24 protein-coding genes are annotated in these 25,129 nt (G+C 37.8%); 4 read left to right on the top strand and 20 right to left on the bottom strand.

The features are described from left to right. Positions 1 to 273: 273 nt before the first annotated feature. Positions 274 to 1,611 carry a Gfo/Idh/MocA family protein gene (locus CWD91_RS08955; RefSeq protein WP_103440652.1) on the top strand — a complete coding sequence of 446 codons (1,338 nt, stop codon included), beginning with the start codon at positions 274 to 276 and terminating at the stop codon, positions 1,609 to 1,611. 302 nt (positions 1,612 to 1,913) lie between these two features. Here the strand turns inward: CWD91_RS08955 and CWD91_RS08950 are convergent, their stop codons facing one another. From CWD91_RS08950 to CWD91_RS08930, 5 genes are all read right to left on the bottom strand, one after another. Further along, positions 1,914 to 2,492: a YdeI/OmpD-associated family protein gene (locus tag CWD91_RS08950; protein ID WP_103440651.1), complete on the bottom strand. Its 579-nt coding sequence runs from the start codon at positions 2,490 to 2,492 to the stop codon at positions 1,914 to 1,916. A 501-nt stretch (positions 2,493 to 2,993) separates the two neighbouring features. Beyond that, a complete protein-coding gene (locus tag CWD91_RS08945) occupies positions 2,994 to 5,144 on the bottom strand; it encodes a cation:proton antiporter (RefSeq protein WP_103440650.1) in 2,151 nt (716 codons plus the stop codon). Between the two features lie 204 nt (positions 5,145 to 5,348). Next, the gene (locus CWD91_RS08940; RefSeq protein ID WP_103440649.1) at positions 5,349 to 6,260 is read right to left on the bottom strand and encodes a DUF5996 family protein; all 912 of its coding nucleotides are present in this window, start codon (positions 6,258 to 6,260) and stop codon (positions 5,349 to 5,351) included. Positions 6,261 to 6,348: 88 nt separating this feature from the next. Further along, complete coding sequence (locus tag CWD91_RS08935; RefSeq protein ID WP_103440648.1) at positions 6,349 to 7,065, bottom strand: VIT1/CCC1 transporter family protein; 717 nt, start codon at positions 7,063 to 7,065, stop codon at positions 6,349 to 6,351. A gap of 35 nt (positions 7,066 to 7,100) precedes the next feature. Next, positions 7,101 to 7,742 (bottom strand): RluA family pseudouridine synthase, encoded by a 642-nt coding sequence (locus CWD91_RS08930; protein WP_317045609.1) that lies wholly within the window; start codon positions 7,740 to 7,742, stop codon positions 7,101 to 7,103. Positions 7,743 to 7,815: 73 nt separating this feature from the next. On the opposite strand from CWD91_RS08930, the gene CWD91_RS23130 reads away from it, so the two are divergent. Continuing rightward, positions 7,816 to 8,070 carry a hypothetical protein gene (locus tag CWD91_RS23130; protein WP_317045608.1) on the top strand — a complete coding sequence of 85 codons (255 nt, stop codon included), beginning with the start codon at positions 7,816 to 7,818 and terminating at the stop codon, positions 8,068 to 8,070. 61 nt (positions 8,071 to 8,131) lie between these two features. Here the strand turns inward: CWD91_RS23130 and CWD91_RS08925 are convergent, their stop codons facing one another. The 3 genes from CWD91_RS08925 to rsgA all read right to left on the bottom strand — a co-directional run bounded on the left by CWD91_RS08925 (position 8,132) and on the right by rsgA (position 11,548). Next, positions 8,132 to 8,677 carry a DsrE family protein gene (locus CWD91_RS08925; RefSeq protein ID WP_157943752.1) on the bottom strand — a complete coding sequence of 182 codons (546 nt, stop codon included), beginning with the start codon at positions 8,675 to 8,677 and terminating at the stop codon, positions 8,132 to 8,134. Between the two features lie 436 nt (positions 8,678 to 9,113). Beyond that, positions 9,114 to 10,397 (bottom strand): alpha/beta hydrolase family protein, encoded by a 1,284-nt coding sequence (locus CWD91_RS08920; protein WP_103440645.1) that lies wholly within the window; start codon positions 10,395 to 10,397, stop codon positions 9,114 to 9,116. A gap of 86 nt (positions 10,398 to 10,483) precedes the next feature. Continuing rightward, positions 10,484 to 11,548 (bottom strand): ribosome small subunit-dependent GTPase A, encoded by a 1,065-nt coding sequence (rsgA, locus tag CWD91_RS08915; RefSeq protein ID WP_103440644.1) that lies wholly within the window; start codon positions 11,546 to 11,548, stop codon positions 10,484 to 10,486. 561 nt (positions 11,549 to 12,109) lie between these two features. Here rsgA and CWD91_RS08910 point away from each other — a divergent pair. Next, on the top strand, positions 12,110 to 12,589 hold the full coding sequence (locus CWD91_RS08910; RefSeq protein WP_103440643.1) for a cupin domain-containing protein: 480 nt from the start codon (positions 12,110 to 12,112) through the stop codon (positions 12,587 to 12,589). Positions 12,590 to 12,715: 126 nt separating this feature from the next. Here CWD91_RS08910 and CWD91_RS08905 read toward each other — a convergent pair whose 3' ends face one another. The 7 genes from CWD91_RS08905 to CWD91_RS08870 form a co-directional block, all read right to left on the bottom strand. After that, a complete protein-coding gene (locus tag CWD91_RS08905) occupies positions 12,716 to 13,561 on the bottom strand; it encodes an N-acyl homoserine lactonase family protein (protein ID WP_103440642.1) in 846 nt (281 codons plus the stop codon). Between the two features lie 243 nt (positions 13,562 to 13,804). Continuing rightward, positions 13,805 to 14,356 carry a dihydrofolate reductase family protein gene (locus CWD91_RS08900; protein ID WP_103440641.1) on the bottom strand — a complete coding sequence of 184 codons (552 nt, stop codon included), beginning with the start codon at positions 14,354 to 14,356 and terminating at the stop codon, positions 13,805 to 13,807. Positions 14,357 to 14,498: 142 nt separating this feature from the next. After that, entirely contained in the window at positions 14,499 to 14,933 is a 435-nt protein-coding gene (locus CWD91_RS08895; protein ID WP_103440640.1) for a hypothetical protein, read from the bottom strand. A gap of 265 nt (positions 14,934 to 15,198) precedes the next feature. After that, complete coding sequence (locus tag CWD91_RS08890; RefSeq protein ID WP_103440639.1) at positions 15,199 to 15,612, bottom strand: DUF6855 family protein; 414 nt, start codon at positions 15,610 to 15,612, stop codon at positions 15,199 to 15,201. A 690-nt stretch (positions 15,613 to 16,302) separates the two neighbouring features. After that, on the bottom strand, positions 16,303 to 16,791 hold the full coding sequence (locus CWD91_RS08880) for a DUF7000 family protein (RefSeq protein WP_103440638.1): 489 nt from the start codon (positions 16,789 to 16,791) through the stop codon (positions 16,303 to 16,305). Positions 16,792 to 16,884: 93 nt separating this feature from the next. Continuing rightward, on the bottom strand, positions 16,885 to 17,322 hold the full coding sequence (locus CWD91_RS08875) for a hypothetical protein (RefSeq protein WP_103440637.1): 438 nt from the start codon (positions 17,320 to 17,322) through the stop codon (positions 16,885 to 16,887). Between the two features lie 124 nt (positions 17,323 to 17,446). After that, a complete protein-coding gene (locus tag CWD91_RS08870) occupies positions 17,447 to 17,893 on the bottom strand; it encodes a hypothetical protein (protein ID WP_103440636.1) in 447 nt (148 codons plus the stop codon). Between the two features lie 235 nt (positions 17,894 to 18,128). Here CWD91_RS08870 and CWD91_RS08865 point away from each other — a divergent pair, with 235 nt between their 5' ends. Further along, positions 18,129 to 18,761 carry a 7-carboxy-7-deazaguanine synthase QueE gene (locus CWD91_RS08865; RefSeq protein WP_103440635.1) on the top strand — a complete coding sequence of 211 codons (633 nt, stop codon included), beginning with the start codon at positions 18,129 to 18,131 and terminating at the stop codon, positions 18,759 to 18,761. Between the two features lie 251 nt (positions 18,762 to 19,012). On the opposite strand, the gene dinB is transcribed toward CWD91_RS08865, so the two are convergent. The 5 genes from dinB to accC form a co-directional block, all read right to left on the bottom strand. Beyond that, on the bottom strand, positions 19,013 to 20,227 hold the full coding sequence (gene dinB / locus CWD91_RS08860) for a DNA polymerase IV (protein ID WP_103440634.1): 1,215 nt from the start codon (positions 20,225 to 20,227) through the stop codon (positions 19,013 to 19,015). Positions 20,228 to 20,603: 376 nt separating this feature from the next. Next, a complete protein-coding gene (locus CWD91_RS22780) occupies positions 20,604 to 20,774 on the bottom strand; it encodes a DUF6747 family protein (protein ID WP_192877650.1) in 171 nt (56 codons plus the stop codon). Positions 20,775 to 21,141: 367 nt separating this feature from the next. Further along, a complete protein-coding gene (locus tag CWD91_RS08850; protein WP_103440632.1) occupies positions 21,142 to 22,008 on the bottom strand; it encodes an acyl-CoA thioesterase in 867 nt (288 codons plus the stop codon). 42 nt (positions 22,009 to 22,050) lie between these two features. Next, on the bottom strand, positions 22,051 to 23,592 hold the full coding sequence (locus CWD91_RS08845; protein WP_103440631.1) for an acyl-CoA carboxylase subunit beta: 1,542 nt from the start codon (positions 23,590 to 23,592) through the stop codon (positions 22,051 to 22,053). A 45-nt stretch (positions 23,593 to 23,637) separates the two neighbouring features. After that, positions 23,638 to 25,116: an acetyl-CoA carboxylase biotin carboxylase subunit gene (accC, locus tag CWD91_RS08840; protein WP_103440630.1), complete on the bottom strand. Its 1,479-nt coding sequence runs from the start codon at positions 25,114 to 25,116 to the stop codon at positions 23,638 to 23,640. Positions 25,117 to 25,129: the final 13 nt, after the last annotated feature.

Genomic DNA, 25,129 nt, shown 5'->3' with positions numbered 1-25,129 from the left:
CATTTATATTAAAAATTAACAAAAATCTATAGCTGTTAACGTTAACGAATAAAAAAATAATGCTAACTTTCATTGCAAAAGTAAAAGGCTTTGGTTCTTCAATCCAAAGTAACTTGATTTTTATAGGGCGATAAATACCTGAATAGGACCAAGTGGGAAATTACTCATAAATGTGCACCTTAGTGTCTTTTGCTTAATGGTTTAAACATTTAATAATAGGTTATAGTCAATTAAATTATAGTGTAATTGAAGTTAATGTAAATATAGAGTCAAATGAAATCAACGAGAAGATCCTTTATTAAAAGAACGGCTGTGGCCGGAACAGCGGTAATAGCCGCACCGACCATAATCTCATCCTCTGTCTTTGGAGCCAACGACCGTATAAATGCGGCGGTTTTGGGTGTCAACGGCCGTGGAAAAAGCCATATCCAAGGACTAATGGCACAAAAGAATGTACAGGTTACAACCTTATGTGATCCGGACATGAATCTGTTACGGGAGCGTCAAAAAACGTTTAAGGAAACCTATAAAAAAGATGTTGCCTTGGAGCAAGATCTTCGTAGGGTTATGGATAATAAGGATATAGATGTGGTAAGTATTGCATCTCCAAACCACTGGCATGCTCTTTCTGTAATTTGGGCCTGCCAGGCAGGAAAAGATGCTTATGTTGAAAAACCTGGATCGCACAATATCTGGGAAGGCCGTAAAATGGTTGAAGCTGCAGAAAAGTATGGTCGTATTGTGCAACACGGGGTTCAGCTGAGGAGTTCCCCTGCCGTTAACGAGGCAATTAATTTAATGCGCGATGGATATATAGGTAGAGTATATATGGCCAGAGGTATTGTTTTTCGTTGGAGGGGAGATATTGGTGACCAAGGTTTTTCTCCAGTGCCGGCAGGAATCGACTATGATCTGTGGACTGGGCCAGCTCAAAAGCGTCCGTTTACCCGGAATTTGGTACATTACAATTGGCATTGGCATTGGGATTACGGAAATGGCGATGTGGGCAACCAGGGTATTCATGAAACCGATCTATGTATGTGGGGCTTGGACGTTGGGCTGCCAACTAAGATTACTTCCATGGGCGGAAAGTTTCTTTGGGACGATTGCAAGGAAGTGCCAGAAGTACTTACTTCAGTATATAACTACCCTGAAGAAAGGAAAATTATACAGTTTGAAGTACGGCCTTGGTGTACCAACACCGAGGAAGGTGCTACTGTAGGGAATATTTTTTATGGAGATAAGGGAATATTGGTCGTAGACGGTTATGACAAGTATAAAACATATTTGGGACAGGACAGAACACCAGGCAAATCCGGTGAGGATGGAGGAGAGTCCGGATCTGGAATGGATCGTGGTGCCGGTGGTACGGACGGACATTTTGCCAATTTTATCGAGGCCGTGAGGAAGCGCGACAAAACTATCTTGAACGGGCCGGTAGAAACTGCACACCTTTCCTCTGGATTGGCACATTTGGGCAACATAGCCTATAGAACGGGTCGTGTCCTGGACTTTAATCCAAAATCTGAATCCTTCGTAAACGATCCGGAAGCCGATAAAATGTTGAGGCGGGATTATCGTAAGGGATTTGAGGTTCCGGAAAATGTATAATTAGAGCACCTTCCAATTGATAACCATTTTAACAAAATGGTGTGGAAGCGAAAAAACAATGCCCAGGGTGCTAAATTCTGGGCATTGTTTATTTATAAATGCCCGGCCCGTTTTTTATAGGAAATAACATATCAACCCGTGTCTACGTGGTCTGAATTTCATTTTCGCCCCTTTTTTCTTTTGTTTTACCCTTTTCTATAAAGTCGTGGTATAGTTAGGAAAAATATACAGCAGCATGCGGGCTTACTTTACTTGCTTTTACTCCGATATCGGGTAGGGCTGTTTATGATTAGCTGCTTTTATCAATCGTTTAACCCCTTGCCGTTGAGAATTTGCTCCATACATTTTTCAATTCTAGATATTCTGGTTTTGGATTGTTTGGGTTGGGAAAAATGAAGAAGATACCCCCTTTGTCGGCCAGGGGTGAGCGATTCAAAGGCAGATTTCAATTCAGGGGTTTCAACCAGTTTCTTTTCAAATTCCTCCGGCACCTTATATTCTTTGGTCTTTTTAAAATCTACTTTTAGTCCGGCTTTTTCCACCTCTATGGCCTCAAAGATGTAGGCTTTAAGGGTTGCTTTCATTCCAGCGATTTCCTTGGCTTTAGTAAACCTGATCTGTCGTGCTGCCTGTACATTTTCCGTTTGTTGCACAAGGATGCCATTGGTGTCCTTTAACAGGGCACCTTTGTGAAATAGCAGGGCGCAGTATTCCTTAAACCCATGTATTAGAACAATGTTTGTGCCCTTAAAGGTGTAACAGGGTTTGCCCCATTTAAGTTCTTCCGTGAGTCCGCATTCCAGAATAAGCACTCTCAATTGCTTATAGGCGCCCTGCCACTTACCATCCATATTAAAGAAGAAATCAAGCTCTGGATTCATAGGTTACTTGTTTAATAATTATCATCTAATGGGAACTAGGTGTTTATACAGGCAAAGGTCGCCACTTAAAGAGCACATTTTGGATAAAAATAAGAAATCTGTTGCTATTATCTAATTGTGGGCTTGGGCCAGAGTTTAGTTGACAACTTACCTATTTTATTTCAACCTTCATATGTGTAATATTCGGTTACCGTTAAATAATGGGCAATTGGGTTTCGAATTGAAAATTCCATTTTACGTGAGTTCTGATTTAATTGAAAATCTTCCTCCACAGGGGTAGCCGAGCGCATCGATATTTCGCCCTATGCCATTCATATTATAGGTCCTAAAGCAAAGTGTAAGGTCATTTCTAGGGTCAATTCCGGTCATTGTAGAAACTGGTTTTATTCCGTTCTATATTTCTATATGTTAGGTCGATAATGCATTTGTTCTATCGACTTTAGTTGAGAAAAAGGATTAAAGACCTGATTATTAGGTCAGTTATCAGTTGGTCGCCGTGCTTTATTTACGTCTAAATAATTTTGCAATATTTTTTCCTAACGAATCAAGTTTTTCAATTGATTCTGTTAAGGAAGGATTATTCAAGTCGATGGTCTCATTATCTGTAACACCAATTTGAATTGGATATATGAGAATAAAACTATTGGATCGGAAATGTTTGTTCAGGTATTCGGGTACATTTGCCATATTTTCATGGTAGGATGGCTTATCTACCCTACTTAATACCATTATTAGATTATCATCTATTTTAATGTCATGTGAAATAAGCAATATATCATTCCAATCTTCAAAGAGTTTAAATTCTGCTTCTATTGGATGTTTGGATTGTAAATTCCTTATTAATGCGATAGTTGCCCCATTTGCATAAAACACTAGTTTTGAACCTGTATTTTTAGGAATGTTCCAAATCTTTGCAAGCCAGAACGGGAAACCGATTACTTTTTCGGCATTAGATGGAACGACGATAATATGTCTTTTGATTGTAGAAATAGGCTGTACAGGTTTATAAATAAATGTTGTAGTGCTGCATTTAGATAAAATACCTTCTGATAAATTACCCAGAAATGATTCTGAGATTCCTTTATTAACATTATGTAGACCTAGGACTAAATCAGTTATACTTTGCTCTTTGATAACTCCCATAATGCCATTGGCAATATTATAATCATATCTCAACAATCTATTTAATGAAATATCTGTAGCTGAAGCGGTTATTACAGCTCTTTCAAGCATTTTTTTTGCCTTTAGTTCAGTATTTGCATCAAGGTTTTCATTGGTAATAACATTAAGTGCAAATAATCCATTATTATTATCCTTTGATTTTATGATTGTACTTAAATTAATTAATTCATCAATTGTCTCGGGGTTGCTAATGGGTATTAATATTCTTTCAGTGTCATCATTATCAATGCTTTCAATAATGGAAGATTCATTTAATGAAATGTTTCTACCCCCTTTTTGGGCAGCAAAAGTTGCTATTGTACATGTAATCAGAATCATGATCACTGTTCCATTTAAAATACTTTCGCTTAATAATCTAATTGGTTCTCCTAAGGCTGTTTCTCCTATAACTATGTTGTATCCTACCAGGACAGCAGCAAGCGTTGCCGCAGCTTGCGCATTACTTAATCCAAAAATCAGCCTTCGCTCATCAGGGGAAAATTTAAACGACTTTTGAGTTAGCCAAGCAGCAAAAAATTTTGAAGAAGTAGCAATTATGGTCATCACTGCTGCCACCTTAATTGTTTCAAAATCCTTAATAAAAGCATGGTAATCTACTAGCATTCCAACGCCAATAAGAAAAAAAGGTATGAATACGGCATTACCCACAAATTCTACTCTGTTCATTAAAGGTGAGGTAGCTGGTATTAATCTGTTAAGTGCCAAACCGGATAGGAATGCACCAATAATAGCTTCAATTCCAGCCGCTTCTGCTAAGGTTGCACCAAGAAAAACCATAGTAAGAACAAATATGTATTGAGAAGTTTTATCTTCATATCGTTTTAGAAACCATCGTCCTATTATGGGAAAAAGAAACATTACTGTTAAACCAAAAACAAAAATTGAAATGGACAATCTTGTCCAAAATGCAGTATTTACCTCACCTTTTGTCATACCAACAATAACAGCTAATACCAAAAGTGCCAAGGTATCGGTAATTATAGTCCCACCAACTGTGATATTAACTGCTCGATTTTTTGCAACTCCCAACTTACTTAGAATTGGATAAGCAATTAATGTATGGGAGGCATACATACTGGCAACCAAAATTGATGAAAGAATTGGGAGATTTAAAATATAAATACTCGATAAAGTCCCTAATATCATTGGGATTGAAAAGGTATAGATGCCAAATATGAAACTTTTTGAACTATTTTTTTTGAATTCTGATAAATCCATTTCCAATCCGGCAAGAAACATAATGTAAAGTAATCCTGCCGTACCAGATAAAATTATACTACTATCACGTAAAAGTAGATTAAAACCATTGGGACCAACTATAGCCCCTGCTATTATAAGCCCCAGGATATGTGGGATTTTCAACTTATTCAGAAGAATAGGTGCAAATAATATAATTATCAGTATTACAAGAAATTTTAATACCGGATTTGTTAACGGTAATGTTGTTTCAAAAATATTTAGTAAAATCATAAAGAATACACTTGCAACTACCCTTGGTTAAGCCCAAAATTGAGCAATTATTTGTACAAATTGTTGGCAAATGGCCTTTTTCACACCATTTAAATTTCTAAATCCCACGATATTTTAGATTTAAGTTTGGCACCCTTGGCTCCGCCAAATTCGTAAAATTCCGATTGGGATTTAGCTTGCAGTCGAGAACCATTATGGGTATTCTTATTTCTTTTCCAATTTATCCCTATCCCATTCAGAAGTGTTGGCTGCCGCTATGTAGGTTGTTTGTAAAAAATCATGTAATGTTGCTTCCGGATTTTCTGAGTTTTGTACATCTTCATATTTCAAGAAAAACTCGCCCATTTCGGGGCTATAGTAAGCTTCTTTGGGCAAGACCTTTTGTTTTCCAAAATTCGCATCGCTTGGGTATGCATAGGCATAAAAAACAGGGATGGGAAAATCTTTGGAGCCCGGCCAAAATCCGGCACTGCACACCTCCTGTGAGTAGGCCTCCTGCATTACATCCAAAGGCATATTGGGCATGCCACCTTGATGAAGCGGAGCGGGGTTCCCCGAAAATCGGGTAACTGCCAGGTCAAATGCGCCCCAAAACAATTGTACTGGACTGGCCTTACCAATAAAATTGCTTCTGAATTCACTAAAAATTGCATTGGCTTTTATCATGGCTCTCCAAAGTGCATTAGCAACCTCCGGATCGTATGATTTGTTGATTTTATTCTTAGAGAATGGAATCGCAGGATCCATTTCATTTGGCCTGGAATGAATATTCACCTCTATGCCAATACTGGATAACTTTTCCAAAAGTTCCTTATAAAAATTGGCAACAGTTCTTGGTTTTAGGTCCATGGTCAAAGTTTCAGTATTGGAACATTGAATAAGCAGCTTATGAGTTTTAAAATTAAAATCTATTTGGAATATCCGCCCTTGGAATGTAATTCCATTGGTAGAATATCCTGTTGGTGTAATGTAAAGGGTGGTGTGCCAGGAATGATTTTGCCACGGCATAGTCTTTAGACGTATTTTGCCAACGATTTGAATCCATTGGTGAAGTGTTTCAATAGTGTCTTGCATTTCTGCAAAATTTAAAACTGGCCAATCCTGTTTATTGCTCATTTTTACAATTTTTATTTAGTCACACCAACTGTCGGGGACATATAAGCAGTGGTTTTAGAGACTATTTTTATTATTTTCTGTATTTGATTTAACCAATATTTACATTAAAAAAATACCCGACCATAGCAGTCAAACCCATTGCCACTGTTCCCCAGAATGAAATTCGGATAATAGCTCTAATAATGCTTGACCCCCCTGTTTTAGCTGCTAATGCTCCTAAAATGATTAGAAAAAAAAGTGCAAAACCGTAAAGTGAATACTCCATGCTTTTTAACGGCAAGAAGAGGGTGACAATTAGAGGTAAGATTCCCCCAACGGTGAAAGCTGTTCCAGAAGCCAAAGCGGCCTGTAATGGTTTAGCTTTACTAATTTCATTCAATCCCAATTCATCTCTCATATGTGCTCCAAGAGCATCGTGTGCAGTTAGTTCTTTTGCAACTGTTATAGCGGTTTCTTTTTTCAACCCTCTTTTTTCATAAATCTCGGCTAGGAGTTGCAATTCAATCTCAGGTGTTTCTATTAATTCTATTTTCTCTCTTTCAATATCTGCTTTTTCTACATCTGTCTGAGAACTTACAGAAACATATTCGCCAGCGGCCATGGATAGTGCGCCTGCTACTAAACCTGCTAGAGTAGCCAATACAATTGGGTCCCTGACATCACTTGCAGCGGCAACGCCTATTGCAAGACTCGCCGTTGATAAAATTCCGTCATTGGCTCCTAAAACAGCTGCTCTTAACCAATTACTTCGGTGGATGTAATGGTTGTCTAAATAGTTGTCAATACTCTTTGTACCTGTATTCATTTTAACGGATATTATAAAGATAGATAAACCTAGGATTAAAAACCAAACTCCTTAATACTGAAAGTGTTGTTAGCGGAAGTTTCTCCTTTTTTGGAAATAAAGATTTTATGGAACCTTTGGGGAAATTCGTCTTTTAAATAGATTTGTTTATTTGTAAATGGATGTCTGAAATTTAACGAATAGGCATGTAAATACAATCCCTTACCGCTTAAAATTAAATTTTCAATTCCATATGCCGCATCTCCTAGAATGGGATTGTTAATACTGGACATATGTTTGCGCAATTGGTGCCTTCTGCCTGTTTGAGGTTTCAATTGTACCAAGTTGAGTTTGCCGAATCTTTTTGAAGCAACAGATTTGAACAATTCATAATTCGATTGTGATTTCTTACCGTCAATTTCTGTGGTGATCTTTCCTTCATTGTTCATTTCACCAATAGTAACTGCGCAATAGGTTTTCTCTATCTTTTTGTCTTCAAACATTTTATTTAAAGCACGAATACTACTACTCGTTTTTCCTACCAATAAAATACCTGTGGTTGCATAATCCAATCTATGGACGGGCTGAGGTTTTGTAGCATCTGGAAGACTACTTCGTTCAATGTTTTGGGACAAGGCATTGGCAATGGTTTTAAAGCTATTGCCGCTGACCAAAATACCAGCGGGTTTATGGATCACGGCCAAATGATCATCTTCAAATAAAACTTTTAGTAGAAAGACCAGTTTCTTGTTCGGGCTTACTTCTTTTGGAATGGATATCCTTATGCACTCACCTCCCTTTATTAAGGTAGCCGTAGTGGCAATAACATTATTAACAGTAATGAACTTTTTCTTTAGTGCTTTTTTTAGAGCTGATTTGGTAAAAGCTGCAATGAAAATACCTACCCCATATTCCTGTAGACGAATAGGCGAAGGTATATCGGGAACGGTATGTATTTCGGTGGTATTGATAGTGTTTTTATTTTATGCCAACGTTTTGGCCAAACGGAGTTTCAAGGCAGTTTAGGTTTTGTTGTTGAACGTGATCTGTTGAATGATTATACTTAATTTTTCAAAAAAACAATAAACTAAAACTTTATAAGTGAATATCCTTCCGATTGATAAATTGTTAATACCGTCATTGCGGACAAAGCCAATTTAATTTCGGGCAGAATCTCGGATTTTGAAATTCCGTTATATGCGGCAGATTGTCCACAGATAAACATGTTTACCCCATGTGCTGATAAGGTTTTGATTAAATTGGTATTAGGATTGTCGATTCCATATTTTCTCCTGTAAGCCTCATTCGTCAAAGCGTCCTTTGTGGAAGCTCCGTGCAGGACAAACGCAAGTGAAATGTTGGATTCCTTTATGCCACTTTTAACATGCACGTTCAGATATCTATGAAGGCTGGAGATCAGGGAATTCGAAGACAAGGAGTCTTTGGCCATAAAGTCAATATCAAAGACGGCCTTTAGGACTGCTGTGGAATCTGGAACAAAATCCACATTTTCAAGCTTGTATGTTGCTCCTGCATCGTAAAAAACTGGACCGTATTCTGGCTTTGGGATTTGGCCTAGACAGGGGTTGTGAAACAAGCTAAAGAAAATTATTACTGTAAAAGTTGTCTTCATAAATCGTATAATTATTACCATAGTGTTCATATATGGTTTGTGGTGTATTGATTACCTAATGTAGCAAATACAAACCGAAGGGAAAAACTGTTTGGCCCCGCATTTTAATGCGGGAGGGTTTTTGTAAGCTGGCTGGGAATAGCAATTACGCATGTCCAATGGGATGTTCAACTTTATGGGAGTATCCCTTTTAATCGAATTTATTTTCAAGGTTGGGCGATCTATAAGTTTAATTCAACCTCAACCGATTTAATTCCCATCTTTTTCTATAAAATATTTTTGAGATGAACCATTGTAAAGTTGGGCCTATATGGCATTCATCGGAGCAGTCAAATCTTGAAAATTACAGACCTCAATGTGTTGGTGACAAGTATAATGTTTGTTTTTATAAATCCCAAAGGCTCATTGGTTTATTATTTTCACACATTAATCTACCCTATTCTTCTTCTTTCAAAATTTTATTTAACCAATCTGTAACTGTATTTAAATAGGCAGGATTTAATATTTGAAAATATGGAAATTCTTTATTCAAATAGGTCATTGAATGATCAGTATCGGCAAGCGTGATAACTTTAGAATTGGGGGATTTAGATTTTTTGATTGCTTTTTCTATAGTTTTATAACTTTCGGGCGGTACAACTTCATCCGATAACCCTTGAATAACCAAAATAGGTTGTTTTATTATTTTGAAATAAGGAAGTCCGCTAAAATTTAACTTGTAATCTTTTGGCACATCACGTTCGGGTATCCAGACATATTTTAGCCAATCTTCTGTGCTGTTTTTGGATGATTCCTGCATCAATAATTCGTATGAAATATTCCCCGCCAGATAATTGTACCCCATTTTTTGAACTTTCAAGGCGAGTTCAATATTATCTTTTCCGATATTATTGAAATTTATATTTTTCCAATGGTTTAAATCACTTTCCAAGAGGGTGCCATCAGGGCAGCTAATTGAAATTCCAAAACATAATTCGGGCATTTTGGATAAGATAAATGGGATTTTTATGCCACCTTGACTGCTCCCTTTTATGCCAATATTAGATAGCGACAAGGTGGAAATTTTGGAAAAAAATTCCAATGCATTCATGTCATCGGAACATAGTTCTTCTATGGTTGCAGATTGCCATTCGCCAGAAGACTTGCCTGTACCTCGCTTATCGTAATTAAAAATGGTATAACCTAAATCCGCATAAAAGGACGCTTCCGCATTTGTGCCACTTCGGTCATTTCCTTGAGAGGATGTTACTAAAAACAAACCCTTATGTATAGAATTTTTGGGTTCCCATAATGTTCCGTATAATTCAAGTCCATTGCTAGTAAAGCTCAAATTCTGAATTTTAATAACGTCTCGTTCTGTTTTAGTTTCTGGAACCAGGTAGGTTTCAAATGTGTTCAATAATTGCTCGTTTTCATTGGAATAAACCATTAAATTTCCTTTGAGATTGTTATTGGTTTTAAGGTAATTGTATTCATATGTATAATGATCACTAACTACATAAAACTTAAGAGAGTCTTTTTTGAAGGTTGTTTTTTGACAAGGAATTTCATAGGCATTCATTGCCAAACTGGAAAAATAAGCTTCTGTTTTCCCTTCCATTTCTACCAGTCTTATCTTATAGTTAAGTGATGACTTTCCATACTGAATACCCCCTGAAAAAGACTGTGCAATTAAAGTTGTTGTAAAAAACAAAATAGGTAGAATTATAAAATGCTTCATTGTTTTTTTTAATATGATAGAACGGCTTTTGTTAGATCAGTAGCCGGCAGATAGGCGTCAACTGCTTGGATACTGTAATGTTGCACTTAGTATTTATTATTTTTTCTTTGCTTTTGTACACTCTTGATCATTTTCCCGAAGTCCTTATCCTTCTTTTTCCGCTCTTTAGCGTTTAATTCAAAATGCATCCTTTCCTTTTCCATTTTCATGAAATTTATATATGCATTGGCATCCAATTCTTCATGTTCGATTGCCTCCAATACTGCACATCCGCTTTCACTTGTATGGGTACAATTATTGAATTTGCAATTTTGAGCAAGATTCAATATTTCATCAAAGGTTATTTCAAGCCCAGCAGAAATATTTGTAATCCCCACTTCTCTCATTCCAGGATTATCTATTAAGATTCCATTTTCCAGAACTATTAAAGACCTATGGCTGGTAACATGTTTTCCTCTGTCGATACGCTGGCTTATTTTTCCGGTTTCCATCAAACGGGCTCCAGTCAAAGTATTGATAAGTGTAGATTTTCCAACTCCTGAGGAGCCTAAGAGGCAATAGGTGCAACCCTTGGTCAATTTGGATTTCAAAATATCAATTCCGGCTTTGGATTGATTACTTATCGCAAATAAGGGAACGTTTTTAATCCGCTCCTTAATTTGAACCATTAATTCATCCAATACCTGTTTCTCAACTAAATCCATTTTACTTAAAACAATAATGGGTTTTATTTTAGAGGCGTTGCAAATAGTCAGATAGCGCTCCAAACGATTGATGTTAAAATCTCGGTTTACAGATTGAATGATCAATCCAAAATCAATATTTGTGGCTATTATTTGAGTTTGGCCCAATGTGCCGACAGCCTTTCTTTCTACGCTTGATTTCCTGGGAAATACCGCATAAATGAGCGCTTTGTTTTCGTCGTATTCTGATATAGATACCCAATCCCCAACAGCCGGTAAGTCATTCCTATTGGTTGCCGTAAATCTTAAATTCCCAATAAGCTCAGCGTCAAATTCGCCATGATCGGTTTTAACAGTATATCGGTCTTTGTGCTCGGAAATAACTCTTCCTATCCCGAAAGAGTCAAGACTATGCTCTTTTCGATATACTTCCATTTCACTATTGTATCCTAAATCCTCTAGTGTCATTGCTATTCCTAATTGTTAAACACAACCTTATGTTCTTTTTATATTCCGGCTTTTACAAGTTAAGCCATTTTCTCATACTTTTTTCAAAATTTTCTCAACTAAATCGTTCGGCGTCCAGTTGTAAATGGCAAACAAGCCATATGTTTTTCCTGTCCAGTCAAGTTTATCGTATGGCTCAATATTGTGTTAAGTGGAGTGCGTTTTTGTCCCCCAGAATTCCAGTCAAATGTTGAATTTGGCTTAATGTCGGGTTGGCTATTTTAACTATGTTGCCAACTGGTAGTTTTCATAGTTCCTTCGTCATATCACCGAGGATTATCTTCTCCACCTTTTTAAATTTCATTTAGGGAATACATTCCATTGTTTTCCACAAATAGGTGTTTCCTCTAAGCCCATTTGTAGCTTTCATTCAGGAGCATTCAACCAACTTAATGAAACTATTGGATTATTTTCCCAATCTACAAAAGTAACAGGAACATAAAAATGCGAGCTCATCTCAAATACTGAAGTATAATTTTTATCTTGCAATCGTACACCTTTTTATTAATTCGAAACATAAGGATGAAAAATCTAGTAATAATTTTAGTTATTCTAATACCCTTTTTTATAAATGCTCAAAGCGCTGAATATAACCTAAATTCATATTTGAGTGAAGGAGTTAAAGTACCTAATACCCATCATAGTGGTGATGCCTGGTTAAACTTTTTATTGGAAGCAGATGAAGATTTCGATCAGAACATCACACAGGCAACTTTTAGTCCTAACTCAACATTGGATTGGCACAAACACGCTACAACTCAGATCATCATTGTTGTTGAGGGCAAAGGGTACTATCAGGAAAGGGGTAAAGAGCCAATTATCATAAAAAAGGGTGATGTTGTCAATTGCGGGAAAGACACAGAACATTGGCATACTTCATCTGCAGACAGTTCGGTTTCATATATAGCTATTTATGGTAAGGAACCAACAGTTTGGACCGAGAAGCTAACCCAGGAATACTATGATACCGTAGCCCAAAAACTAAAGGCAAATAAAGACTGAAGATTCCCGTATGTTTCCGGCAAAAAGACAAGTCGGATTGGCAATATAATGGGAAAAATGTAGGGATATTAGCTTAAAAAGGCTTGTATTTTAACTCAGATATTTGTTGTTTTTTCTAGGACTGGCTCAATCTATTTTATAAATATCATCTGCTATACTGGGGAAATTTAAAAATAATAAGGCATCGTGTCCCGGTATAATAAATTTAATGTCTGAAACTAAAGTTTTCATTCTTTCCATCGATTTAACATATGCATTTGTATCAAAAGTTTCAGTTTTAGGAGCCGACATAAGGTGATTTAGATTGTAGTAAGTATAAACATTATCTGATGCAAGTATTATTTTATTTACCCCATTGTCAACCAGGATGAATTGCGAATTGAACGTATGTCGAGAACCTGTATATACTTTTATATTAGGAAGTATTTCTTTATCATCACCATCTATTAACATTAATTTGCCAGACAGATTTAGTTCCACAAGTTTGAGTACGTCCCTTTTATTAAAGTCTCCCCAGCCATCTTTTTGCCACGCATCTCCAACGAAGTAATTGTAATCCGTTTTTTGAATCCAAACATTTGCATTGGGAAATAGGTCTACACCATCCATATGGTCCCAATGGGGATGGGTCAAGATAATATCAGTTATGTCCTCTGCATTTAAGCCTATTCTTGGCAGCATTAAATCTGGGCGTATGTAATTGGTTACACTATAAGCTTTTGACTGTTCAATGTCATTTAAGAAACCGGCATCGACCAATATGTTTTTCCCGTTTGTTCCCTTAAGTAGCCAAAACATAAAAACAGCATCAATTGTTTCGGATTCCGGAGCGTCCAAAACCAAAACGGATAGTGGCAATGTTACTCCAACATTTGCATATTTTAAAGCATATACCTCATAGTTGGTAGATTGGGAAAAGGCGGTTATTGAAATGGTTAAAATTACAATCGTAGAAACGAATATTTTTCTCATAATTCAAAGTATTGATTTATCATTAATAAATCATGAATCAGATTTAACAAATGCTAAGGGCTTTGTGTATGGTTAATTGCCCTGGCATAGTCTAATGTAGAAAAGAAAAGGTACCAGAGGAAAATCCACCATTCTTTTTAGCGTGGAGGATTTTCCAAAGTAGTCCAGAAGACGCAACCCGCTAGAACGACTCTATAGGGCTGGTTACTTTTAATCATTGTTGCGGTTGGTTGTTTTTCTTTATCATTCCTTTTTCAGTTGATAATACAGAATAATAGCTCCATTACTAAAGGTTTTTTTATTAACGAGTTTAAAAATAATCCTGTCGCTTATGTTTTCAAATAATGGCAAACCGTTTCCTGCAACCACAGGATAAATGCAAAGTTGGAATTCATCTATCAAATCAAGTTTTATCAACTGTATAATTAAACTGCGACTACCAACAAAAATATCTTTACCTGATAGCTGCTTGAGTTCTGAAACTTCCTCTTTTAAGGCACGTTTTGCTATTGTTGCACTTTCCCATTCTACATTTTTTATCGTGCGTGAAAAAACTATTTTCGGAATTTTGTCTATGGCCTTGGCAAAGTCGTTCATTGATTTTTCTTCGGAAGGGTTTTTTAAAAATGTGCGCCAAAATTCCATAAGTTGATACGTAGTCCTGCCATATAGAATTGCATCTCCCTGACCTAATAGCTCTGTATAATGTTGATGTATTTCCTCATCGGGTAGTCCAGCAGTATGGTCGCAAAACCCGTCAAGTGTCATGTTGATAGCCGCAATTAGTTTTCTCATACTATTTTTATCCAATCTATTCGCTTACCGGTATTTATATATTGTGCCTATGGTTCCAAAAACTCATCACTGCTCATGAAATTTAGCTTTTGTTACCTTTTGGCATTATTTCATTAATTATGTTAATCAGTTCTTTCTCTTTTTAGGTGCCAATTAAAAACTTTTTCCCATTTTTCAATTCTATGGCAAGCCCTTTACTTCCACTTATATTATATATAGTGCCATATTTGGTTCCAAGTCTTATTCCCCAGCCTCCAACAAAGCCATAATCAACAATTTTAGCATTTTTAATATCATCCCATATTACATTTTTTTTAATAAAAGGAAAGAAGGACATCCGAAGATTTTCATTGTCAATCACTGTTTTAAGACGCATGCACGCGAACAATAAAATAAGCGAGAAAACAATTATTAGAAATATAATAAGGCCTAAATCGGACATTGGTTTGGTTCCAAATTGCTCTTTGAGGAATAACTGTTTGTAAATTCCATAAATTGGTATGAATCCAATACCTATCAAAGGTACCCACAACCACCATTGGGTGAATTTTTGTTCTTCCTTAAATTCTTTTTTCATAACACTCAGTTTCTTGCATGGTAAGTTTAATTACTTAAGTATCTATAAGAATCATTATCAATAAAACCTAAATCAAAGTACATTTCAGTTAAAATTAAATATTATTCCCAGATATCTAATTATTACCTAAAATAGTACAACTATGTACCTTTAACTTTGTAAAGGATGTCCCTTTAAAGTACCCTTACGCAGTCTGAGGGTTGGTACATGAAGAGCGGAATTACGAAGCGTGTTCGGATTTCAAATACAGTGTTGCCTACTTTGCTTATTTTGCTTTCATTTGGTTTCCACGTTTTTCGTGGGTTACTTCGGCAAGTCCAAGTGCTTCCATTAAAGGTGGAATATACATTCCGAATCGACCCTTGAATCCTTTTTTTAGCCCATACCAATCACCGATTGGATTGTCTGAAGATCTACCCCAATGTTCGACTGTATCCGGTTTGGTCTCGACCTTTTCATCCTTACTGGCAAGCTCCATCCAATCGCCACGTTCTTTGAGCATCTTATATAAGTCATCAATACATCTAATGTCGTAATGAAGTACGGTTGTATTAACGGTACATACTAAAATTTCCTTTCCATCCTTTTCTTCCACGTGAATTGTGTATTCAGATGATAAAGGAGGAGTTTTAAGCACCAATGGATTCTCTTTTGTTCCGATTTTTTCTTTATAATTCATATCGCTATTAATTATAGGTTATCTGTAGTCTTACTGTCTTTCTTTAATTGTTTTAGCAAGAATTTTAGTGATGTTCGTTAATGTATTTAATTGATTCTATACTGAGTTCTTGTAAAATCTTAATATTGATGTAAGAAAGTTTTTCACATATATGCAGGCTTTGCCCATTTTGAATTTACCGAGGTCAGCCAACAATAATTTACTTTTTTCCGGATCTGAATAAACATAGAGCCTGAACGCCGCTATTCTCGGGGAAAATCCAAGAACTGGTGCATCACCTTCGTGTCCGCTGGCATATTTGTAATGATAATTGCCGAATCCTATAATAGTTGGTCCCCACATTTTGGGTTTAGACTTGGTCAATTTCTTCATCAATTCCATCAATCGAAAACAGTCAGCCTTTTTCTATTCGCTGTCAACGAATGAATTTATAAAATCTATTACGCTTTCTACGGTGTAAGTCGTTTTTGTTTTTGCCATAACTCCTTGTTGATTACCCTATTAAATTTTTTTCCATCTTTTTGCCTTGCGCCAATTCCTCCAACGATGACCTTAGAAAACACCTAATTATCCTGTCGTCCGATCAGGTAGGTTAAGGTTACCTTTAGTACGGGAATTAAAAGCTGTTATCTTTCGATTAAGAACCAAAACCCGTGTGAATTACAGCCATTTTTAAGTGTAGGTTTTATATCAAATCAACTTTTTTATTTCACTAATTATTTCGTCCGATTGTTCAACTAATTTCTTTTCAATCTTTTCTGACAACAAAGATAGGTTGTCAAAGTCTGGTCTATTTTCGATTACGGCTACTAAAATTGAATATTTAGGCATTTCCGTTTTGTCCTCATTCCACTTTGTCGTTTTCAACAATTCCCAATATTTCTTTTGAATTGGCATGGTATTTCCCAAAAGCCAAATCTCAAATCTCATTTCCGAGTGATTCAATATTAATCCTAATTTTAGCTTTTTCTTTTTTAAAAAGTCATTGGAATAGTAAAAATAGGTGTAGTCCATATATCCGTGAAGAATACCTGTAAATGAATATTGTTTAGACAGACTTTTGATAAGGTCTACTCTAAGCTTCATTACAAATTTCACTAATTGATTATAGGCAATTAATATGTCACCTTTGTCAAGTTGCGCTTTATAAATCGCTACATAATGATTCAAGTTTTTCATATCGCCTGTTCTACTTACAACTAACGTTCCATATGGTGTCGTAGCATCCTGAAGTGTGCAATCCACTATACATATTGTTGTGTTGTTTTCTTTTTAATTTTTCTTATGTTTCCTCTTTACTGTACCAGAAAACGTCATCATTCCTTTTCCGACAAAAACGGTTACTGTAGTAATTCCTCTTTCAAAATTATTATACCAGCGTACTCCTGGTCCTCCACCTTCATTTTCAACATATGAAACCATATTTTCATGTTCACTTATGGGAATTACAACTATTTTTTCGTGGGCTTCTGTGCCAAATTTGGGGTTTAAACTTTTCCAGTATAAAGTTGTATCCGATGATATTACAATATCAAAGACAGGTTCACCTACTTTATATCGAAGTGTGTCACCTAATATGTCAGAGAATTTTAGCACTTCCTTTTTCACAACTTGGGAAGCATCTTCCCTAGTGGATTTCATCGCAACATCTTTCTCTTGACACGTAAAGAAAACAAACATCACCAGAACTGGTAGGATCGACTTTTTCATTTTGAATTTATTCTGTTTTGAAAATTTATCTTTTTAATAACGCACAATGGTCTCGTGTATGCGGTATAGCCGGCTTTTGCTGGCAATGAACGTGATGCGTAGTGTTATCTGCTAAGCTGTCGGTTTAATTTTTAAATTCATTTTTTGTCATTATTAATGGAATTCCGATCAATACCAAAGCAACTAAATTTATTATAATAACATTATGAATTGCCCCATAATAAATGGAAATTCCACTATCAATTATGAACCAAGTTAAAAGTCCGTACCACATTGTTTTATATGCCCACTTTTCTTTTTTCTTAAATGAATTTTCTGAAATCATTACCATTAGGATGTGAAAACCAACAATTGTTCCTCCTATAATTCCGAACAGCCAATTTTTTAATTCTAAAATGTTTTGGTCAAATTCATTTCCATTTAAAAAAACATCTTTTGTGTAATTATTGTGTATTTCAAAGAAAAAGGAGTTTCCGGCAAATGCAACCAATAGTCCAACGGCAATTGTCATGAGATTTGCATAAGTCAACCATTTTTGCCAAAAATTAAACTTTCCATTTCCTTTGTTCATTTCTGATTTTTCGTTTTTCAGCCTGCAGCTAAGGTATGTGCATAATAAGTGCATAATAATTAGTTGCTGTATTTCTTTTTATTAACCGTTTTCAAAGGCATATTATATGTAAACCCTAAGGGTATTTATTAAGGTTTAATTTACAATATTTTTAAATGAGGTAGGGTTATGGGCTAGGGTAATATCTTTTTCTTAATTAGTAGTACTAGAGCGGGGTATTTTCTATCTTTGCGCCATGGTAAAAGAAGATGTTTTAGCTTTGGTTGACCAGGGCCTAATGCTTCCGTTAATGGAAGAATTTTACACTATTCAGGGCGAAGGCTTCCACAAAGGAACCGCTGCTTATTTTATTCGTGTAGGCGGTTGCGACGTAGGTTGCCATTGGTGCGATGTCAAGGAGAGCTGGAATGCGGAGACCCATCCCCCAACGGGCATAGACCATATTGTTGCCAATGCGGCCAAATATTCGGACACCATTGTTATTACCGGGGGAGAACCCCTCACCTGGGATATGGGGCCTCTAACAGATGCCCTAAAGGCCAAAAACCTAAAGACGCATATAGAAACTTCAGGAGCCTATCCACTTTCAGGAACCTGGGATTGGATCTGTCTCTCCCCAAAAAAGAATAAGTTGCCAGAAGGCATTATCTATGACAAGGCACATGAATTAAAGATGATAGTGTACAATAAGCACGACTTTATTTTTGCCGAAGAACAGGCGGCCAAGACCAATAAGGATTGTATTTTGTACCTGCAGCCGGAATGGAGTGTAAGGGATAAGGTCACCCCTTGGATCGTAGATTATGTTATGCAAAACCCCAAGTGGAAAGTGTCGCTTCAAACGCATAAGTATTTGAATATACCGTAGACCTAAGTTGAATGTTCAAAGTTGGAAAGTTCAAAGTTAAGGATCTTTGAATACTGGATGCCAACTACTCAATTCTTAATACTGATTACCCACAACTGTGTACTGGCGCCACTGCAATTAACAGATTGCCGCGCTGCGCCTCCTTTTCGGTAGACAGGCTCGCAATGACGTTAAAAAAAAAGCACCTCCCCTGTATTAGGGACGTACAGCCGTACACTTTGAACCTTGAACCTTGAACTTTTAATACAGTATCACTGTTTCCGGTGTGCCAATACTATCGGTGGTTGTCCGTTGAACGGGTTCTGCATTCTGCCAATGGTTTTGGCTCCCATACCGGAGGCCCTTATAACACTTTTATCCCCATAGCGTTCCCTGATCTTGTCCAGGGCGTTGTAGAGATTTAATATTTCCTCGGTATCATCAAATAGATTGATCTGGTAATGGCCCTGTACTAAATGACTGAAGCGAATACCGATCAGCCGAATCAACAGTCTTTTGTTGTAAAGCGTATTGAAGAGGTCCAAAATCTTGGGAATTAGGATATGGTCCGCACTGGTGTAAGGAATCTTTAGTTGTTTGGAATAGGTGTTAAAATCCGAATAGCGAATTTTTACAGCAATACAGGCGGTTAGTTTTTTTCCCCTCCGCAACTGATAGGCCAGATTCTCGGTCATGGCAATAAGGATTCCCCGCAGTTTAATGACATCTATGGTGTCCTTGTCAAAAGTACGTTCGGTGGAAATGGATTTACGTTCGGAAAAAGGAATAACAGGGGTATTGTCTATGCCGTTGGCCCGTTTCCAAATTACGCCCCCGTTGGCGCCCAACACCCGTTGCATCATATCCATGGGCATTTCTTGAATGGTTTTTATTTGTCGCAAGCCCAAATTTCGGAGGGTCTGATAGGTTTTGTCGCCCACCATAGGTATTTTTTTAATGGATAAAGGCGCTAAAAACGGTTTCTCGTGCCCTATGTCTATCCTTAATTCATTGTTGGGCTTGGCTTCATTGGTGGCCACTTTGGATACTACCTTATTCGCTGATAAGCCAAAGGAAATGGGAAGTCCGGTTTCCTTAATAATTTTATGGCGTAGCTCGGTGGAATATTGGTGGCAACCATAAAATCGGTCCATTCCGGTAAGATCGGCGTAAAATTCATCGATACTGGATTTTTCAAATAGGGGTACGTGTTCTTTAATAATATCGGTTACGATATCGGAATGCTTGCTATAGTTTCCCGCATTCCCTTTTATGATGATGGCTTCTGGACAAAGTTCCTTGGCCATTTTCATAGGCATGCCGGAATGCACTCCAAAACCTCTGGTCTCGTAGCTGCATGCTGCCACCACCCCTCTGTCGCTAACGCCACCGACGAGTATGGGCCTATGCTCCAATTTACTGTCTTGAAGTCGCTCTACGGATACAAAAAAAGTATCCAAATCCAAATGAAGTATTGTTTTTTCCATCGCACACCCAAAAAAGGTATGCTAAATTATGGAATATTTCCATTATTTTGGATAATATCCATAATTTATTTTAAAGCTAAGCTTGTCCTAAGAGCAACATCAAAAAAACCTGTTCTGGTTATGTTGTCTAGCTGGGGGAACTAACATAACAAAAAAAATAGTATAAAGTTGAAAGCATGCAAAACCAAAGGTTCTGCAACAAAAATATTCTATTCGAAAGTATATAGTAAGATTGAGAACAAGGCTAGGAAAAAGCAAAGAAACACCAATATCAACAACAACTTTAGTGTTATTGGAACTTCAATTCCTCCACTTTTTCCTAGCAATAATTCCCTTAAATACTGCATACCTTTCATACTAATGGGTTTCTTATTTTTTAATCCCAAATAAATCCAGTGGACAATCTAAAAATGAAAGCGTACAATACCACGACAAACATAGCTATACTGAACCACAGGAAGGCTTTGAAATAATTCTTGACAATGATGTTACCTAGGTTTTTAAATCCTTCGGAATAAATTTCTTTAACGAGTAATAATGTTTTCATACTTTTTATTTAATGTTATAGGGCAAAATTCGGCTAGCCTTGCCCTAAATGAAAATTTAGTGGTTAAAAGGGATAAAAACTGGTTAAATAACGAGTGGAAAAATTTTGTTCGGGTAAACGGTTATTTACCAAGGATAAACCGCAGGTGGATTCATGAACGTAAAAGTACTTCAAGGATGTTAATGGAAGTTTAGCATAGGGTAGTTGGTCTATTATGGCCCGTAAATAATTAATCTAGGAAAGATTGGCCTAAATCCCGTTCCATTGCGCAAGAAGGAGCTTTGACATATGCAGAAATATTCTTGTAGGGATCGGTCTAACATAAATAGTACCAAAATTGATGTAATTATATCTATTGCCAATGCCATTAATCTGACTGTGTGTTGCGCATCAATCCTTCCTGTGCCACAGAGGCTACAAGAACACCATTTCTGTCAAAAATACTCCCCCTGGAGAACCCTCTGGAATTACCAGCACTGGGACTGTCCATAGTATACAAAAGCCATTCATCTATTTTAAAATTGCGGTGGAACCAAATGGCATGGTCTATACTGGCATAAAAAGTCTTCCCTTTTCTAAGTTCTTCCCGATGGGGTAGGGAAGCAGTCGTAAGAATGTTGTAATCGGAGGCATAGACCAATAGTTGCTGTTGTAGTGGCAAATCGGCTTTTACCTTTTCAGTGGAGCGCATCCACATGTGGTTAAATGGCGGGCCATTTTTAGCAAGCAGGGAGGTAAGGCGTTCTACAGGTTTAAATTCAAATACCTTGGGATGGGTAAGTTTTATAAGATTATAGGAATCTGGATCTGTTTTTTCCATTTCCTCAATTTGTTCCAAGCTGTTCATTAACTTTTTTGGGGTAATTAAATTGGGCATGGTAATCTGATGCTCCACCCCATCTTCCTTGACCTGAAAAGATGCGGCCATGTTAAAGATGGCCTTGCCGTTTTGCTTGGCTACCACTCTACGTGTGGTAAAACTACGTCCGTCCCTTAGACGATCTACTTCATAGGTAATGGGAAGGCTAAGGTCGCCCCCCAAAATAAAATACCCGTGCATGGAGTGGGCCATCTTATCGTTGGATACTGTTTGGTAGGCGGCATGCAATGACTGTCCCAATACCTGACCCCCAAAAACACGGCCCCAAGGAGCCTGATAGTTTTGTCCCACAAAGGTATTGTCGTTGATACGTTCCAGGGTAAGTAATTGTATAAGTTCTTCTAAGTTGCCCATGCGAAATTATTGATTCAAAATTACTTTAAGTTTTAAGCGAAATTACAAAGGTATGTTTCCATGTTTCTTTTTGGGCAAATTCACTACTTTATTCTCTAAGAGGGCAAAGGCCCTTATTAATTTCCTACGGGTGTTTCGTGGAAAAATAACTTCATCTATAAATCCTCTTTCCGCCGCGGAATAGGGATTGGCAAATTTATTGGCGTATTCCTCCTCTTTTTCTTTTAGTACAGCTTCTGGGTCATCTGCCAAAGTGATCTCTTTTCTAAAGATGATCTCACTGGCTCCTTTGGCGCCCATTACTGCAATTTCGGCCCCAGGCCATGCATAGTTGAGATCGGCCCCAATATGTTTGGAATTCATAACGTCATATGCACCACCGTAGGCTTTTCGAGTAATAACAGTGACCTTGGGAACTGTGGCCTCACTCAGGGCATAGAGCAACTTGGCACCATTGGTAATGATACCATTCCATTCCTGATCCGTACCCGGAAGGAATCCGGGAACATCTACCAATACCAAAAGTGGAATATTGAAACAATCACAAAAACGGGTAAATCTGGCAGCTTTTTTGGAGCTGTTCACATCTAAAACTCCAGCCAAGCTCATGGGCTGATTGGCTACGACCCCAATACTTCTTCCCGCCAATCTTGCAAATCCCACGACTATATTTTCTGCATAATGTTTATGGACTTCAAAGAATGGGGAGTCATCAATGATTTCAGTTATGATATGTCGCATATCATACGGCTGATTGGCGTTTTCGGGGATAATGGTTTCCAACTTTTCCCGGATTTCCGTATTTAATGAATAGGCCAGTGGTTTGGCCATTTCCTCACAATTCTGAGGTAAAAACCCAATGAGTTCCTTTATTTGTGCAATACATTCCAAGTCGTTTTCCGCTGTAAAATGGGTAACCCCGGATTTGGTGGCATGGGTCATGGCCCCGCCCAATTCTTCTGAACTAACCTCTTCATTGGTGACCGTTTTCACGACATTGGGTCCGGTGACGAACATATAGCTTGAATTTTCCACCATAAGTGTAAAGTCGGTCATGGCCGGCGAGTAGACCGCTCCTCCTGCACAGGGGCCCATTATGGCAGATATTTGAGGGATAACACCCGAAGCCATTACATTCCTGTGAAAGATATCGGCATAGCCCCCTAATGATCGCACGCCTTCCTGTATTCTTGCGCCACCGCTATCGTTCAATCCAATTATGGGGACTCCTATTTTCATGGCCATATCCATTACTTTGCAAATCTTTTCGGCATGGGTTTCGGAAAGCGAACCTCCGAATACGGTAAAATCCTGGGCGAAAACACAAACCTGTCTACCATTAATGGTTCCATAGCCGGTGACTACCCCATCGCCATAAAATATTTGCTTGCCCATTCCAAAATCCTTGGTTCTATGGGTAACCAAAGCACCCAACTCCTCAAACGAACCCTCATCCAGTAAAAAATGAATACGCTCACGGGCAGTTAGCTTGCCCTTGGCATGTTGGGCCTCTATACGTTTTTGGCCGCCACCCAATTTTGCCTTGGCAATTTTATCTTCGAGTGATTTTATATTGTCCTTCATTAAGTATTGCTTTTTACCATTTAAAGTTTATGGTCCATGTGGTGTTTATTTCTTGGATCTTTTTAATGACCAATTGGAGATTTTATAATCGGGGAGCTTGAGTTTTTCCTTGTGCTCCAAGAAAAGCTTTAAACCAACCAAGGCTGCAATTTTACGCTCCTGCCCATATTGCTCGTTTAATAATTCCGGAGTAAAGTAGTTCTTAACAAAATGAGTGTCGAAATTCCCGGAAGTAAAGGCTTCATGTTCACAAACAAACTTTCCAAAGGGTAGGGTAGTGGAAATTCCTTTGATCTTAAATTTCGATATGGCACGGATCATTAACTGAATGGCTTCCTCACGATCTTTGCCGTAGGTAATTAATTTGGCCAGCATGGGGTCATAGTACATGGGTATGGCCATCCCTTCTTCAAAACCGTCATCCAATCTTATACCTTCGCCACTGGGACGCTTATAGATTTCCAAAGTGCCTATGCTGGGTAAAAAATTGTTCATGGGATCCTCCGCATAGACCCTTACTTCCAGGGCATGGCCCTTTATACTTAAATCTTCCTGTGTAAAGGCCAGTTTTTCATTTCTTGCAATTTTTATTTGTTGCTCCACAAGATCAATACCGGTAATCAATTCCGTTACCGGATGCTCCACCTGTAAACGAGTGTTCATCTCAAGAAAATAAAAATTGTTTTCCCGGTCCAATAGGAATTCCACGGTTCCCGCACCTACATAATCACAGGCCTTGGCTACTTTTACGGCGGCTTCGCCCATGGCTGTTCTTATTTCGGGGGTCAAAATGGCGGATGGAGCCTCTTCCACAACCTTTTGATGTCTTCTTTGGATACTACATTCCCGCTCAAATAGGTGTAATATATTGCCATGGGTATCGGCCAGTACTTGGATCTCTATATGTCTGGGAGATTCAATGTATTTTTCCAAAAAAACAGAACCATTTCCAAAAGCTGCCTTGGCCTCGCTGATGGCACGCTCCATTTGCTCCGCTAGTTCGGAAAGGTGACGGACTACCCTCATGCCTTTACCTCCACCCCCGGCGGAGGCTTTTATTAAAACGGGAAAGCCGATCTTTTGGGAAATTTTCTTGGCCAAGACAATATCGGTAATGGCCTCCTCTATTCCAGGTACCATTGGGATATTATAACCTTTTACGGCCTCCTTGGCCGCTAATTTATCGCCCATAACTTCAATGGCATGTGGTTTTGGACCTATAAAACTGATGCCGTTTTTGGTTACAAGTTGGGCAAAAGCGGCATTCTCACTTAAAAATCCATAGCCTGGGTGAATAGCCTCAGCCTTGGTATGGAGGGCTGCATTCACTATTTTATCCATATCCAAATAAGATTCTGAGGAGGGTGAATTTCCTAAATGAACCGCTTCGTCTGCAAAGCGTACATGGGGAGACTCCCTATCAGCATCCGAATAAACAGCAACAGTTTTTATACCCATCTTTTGTGCCGTCCGCATGATGCGTAAAGCTATTTCTCCTCGGTTGGCTACCAATATTTTTTTCATCTTTATGCTAAGC

Origin of the sequence: Arenibacter hampyeongensis, assembly GCF_002909255.1 — a bacterium.
In the GTDB taxonomy this organism is placed as follows: domain Bacteria; phylum Bacteroidota; class Bacteroidia; order Flavobacteriales; family Flavobacteriaceae; genus Arenibacter; species Arenibacter hampyeongensis.
The sequence above is the reverse complement of the archived record's forward strand: the minus strand, read 5'-3'. Positions and strand labels throughout refer to the sequence as shown.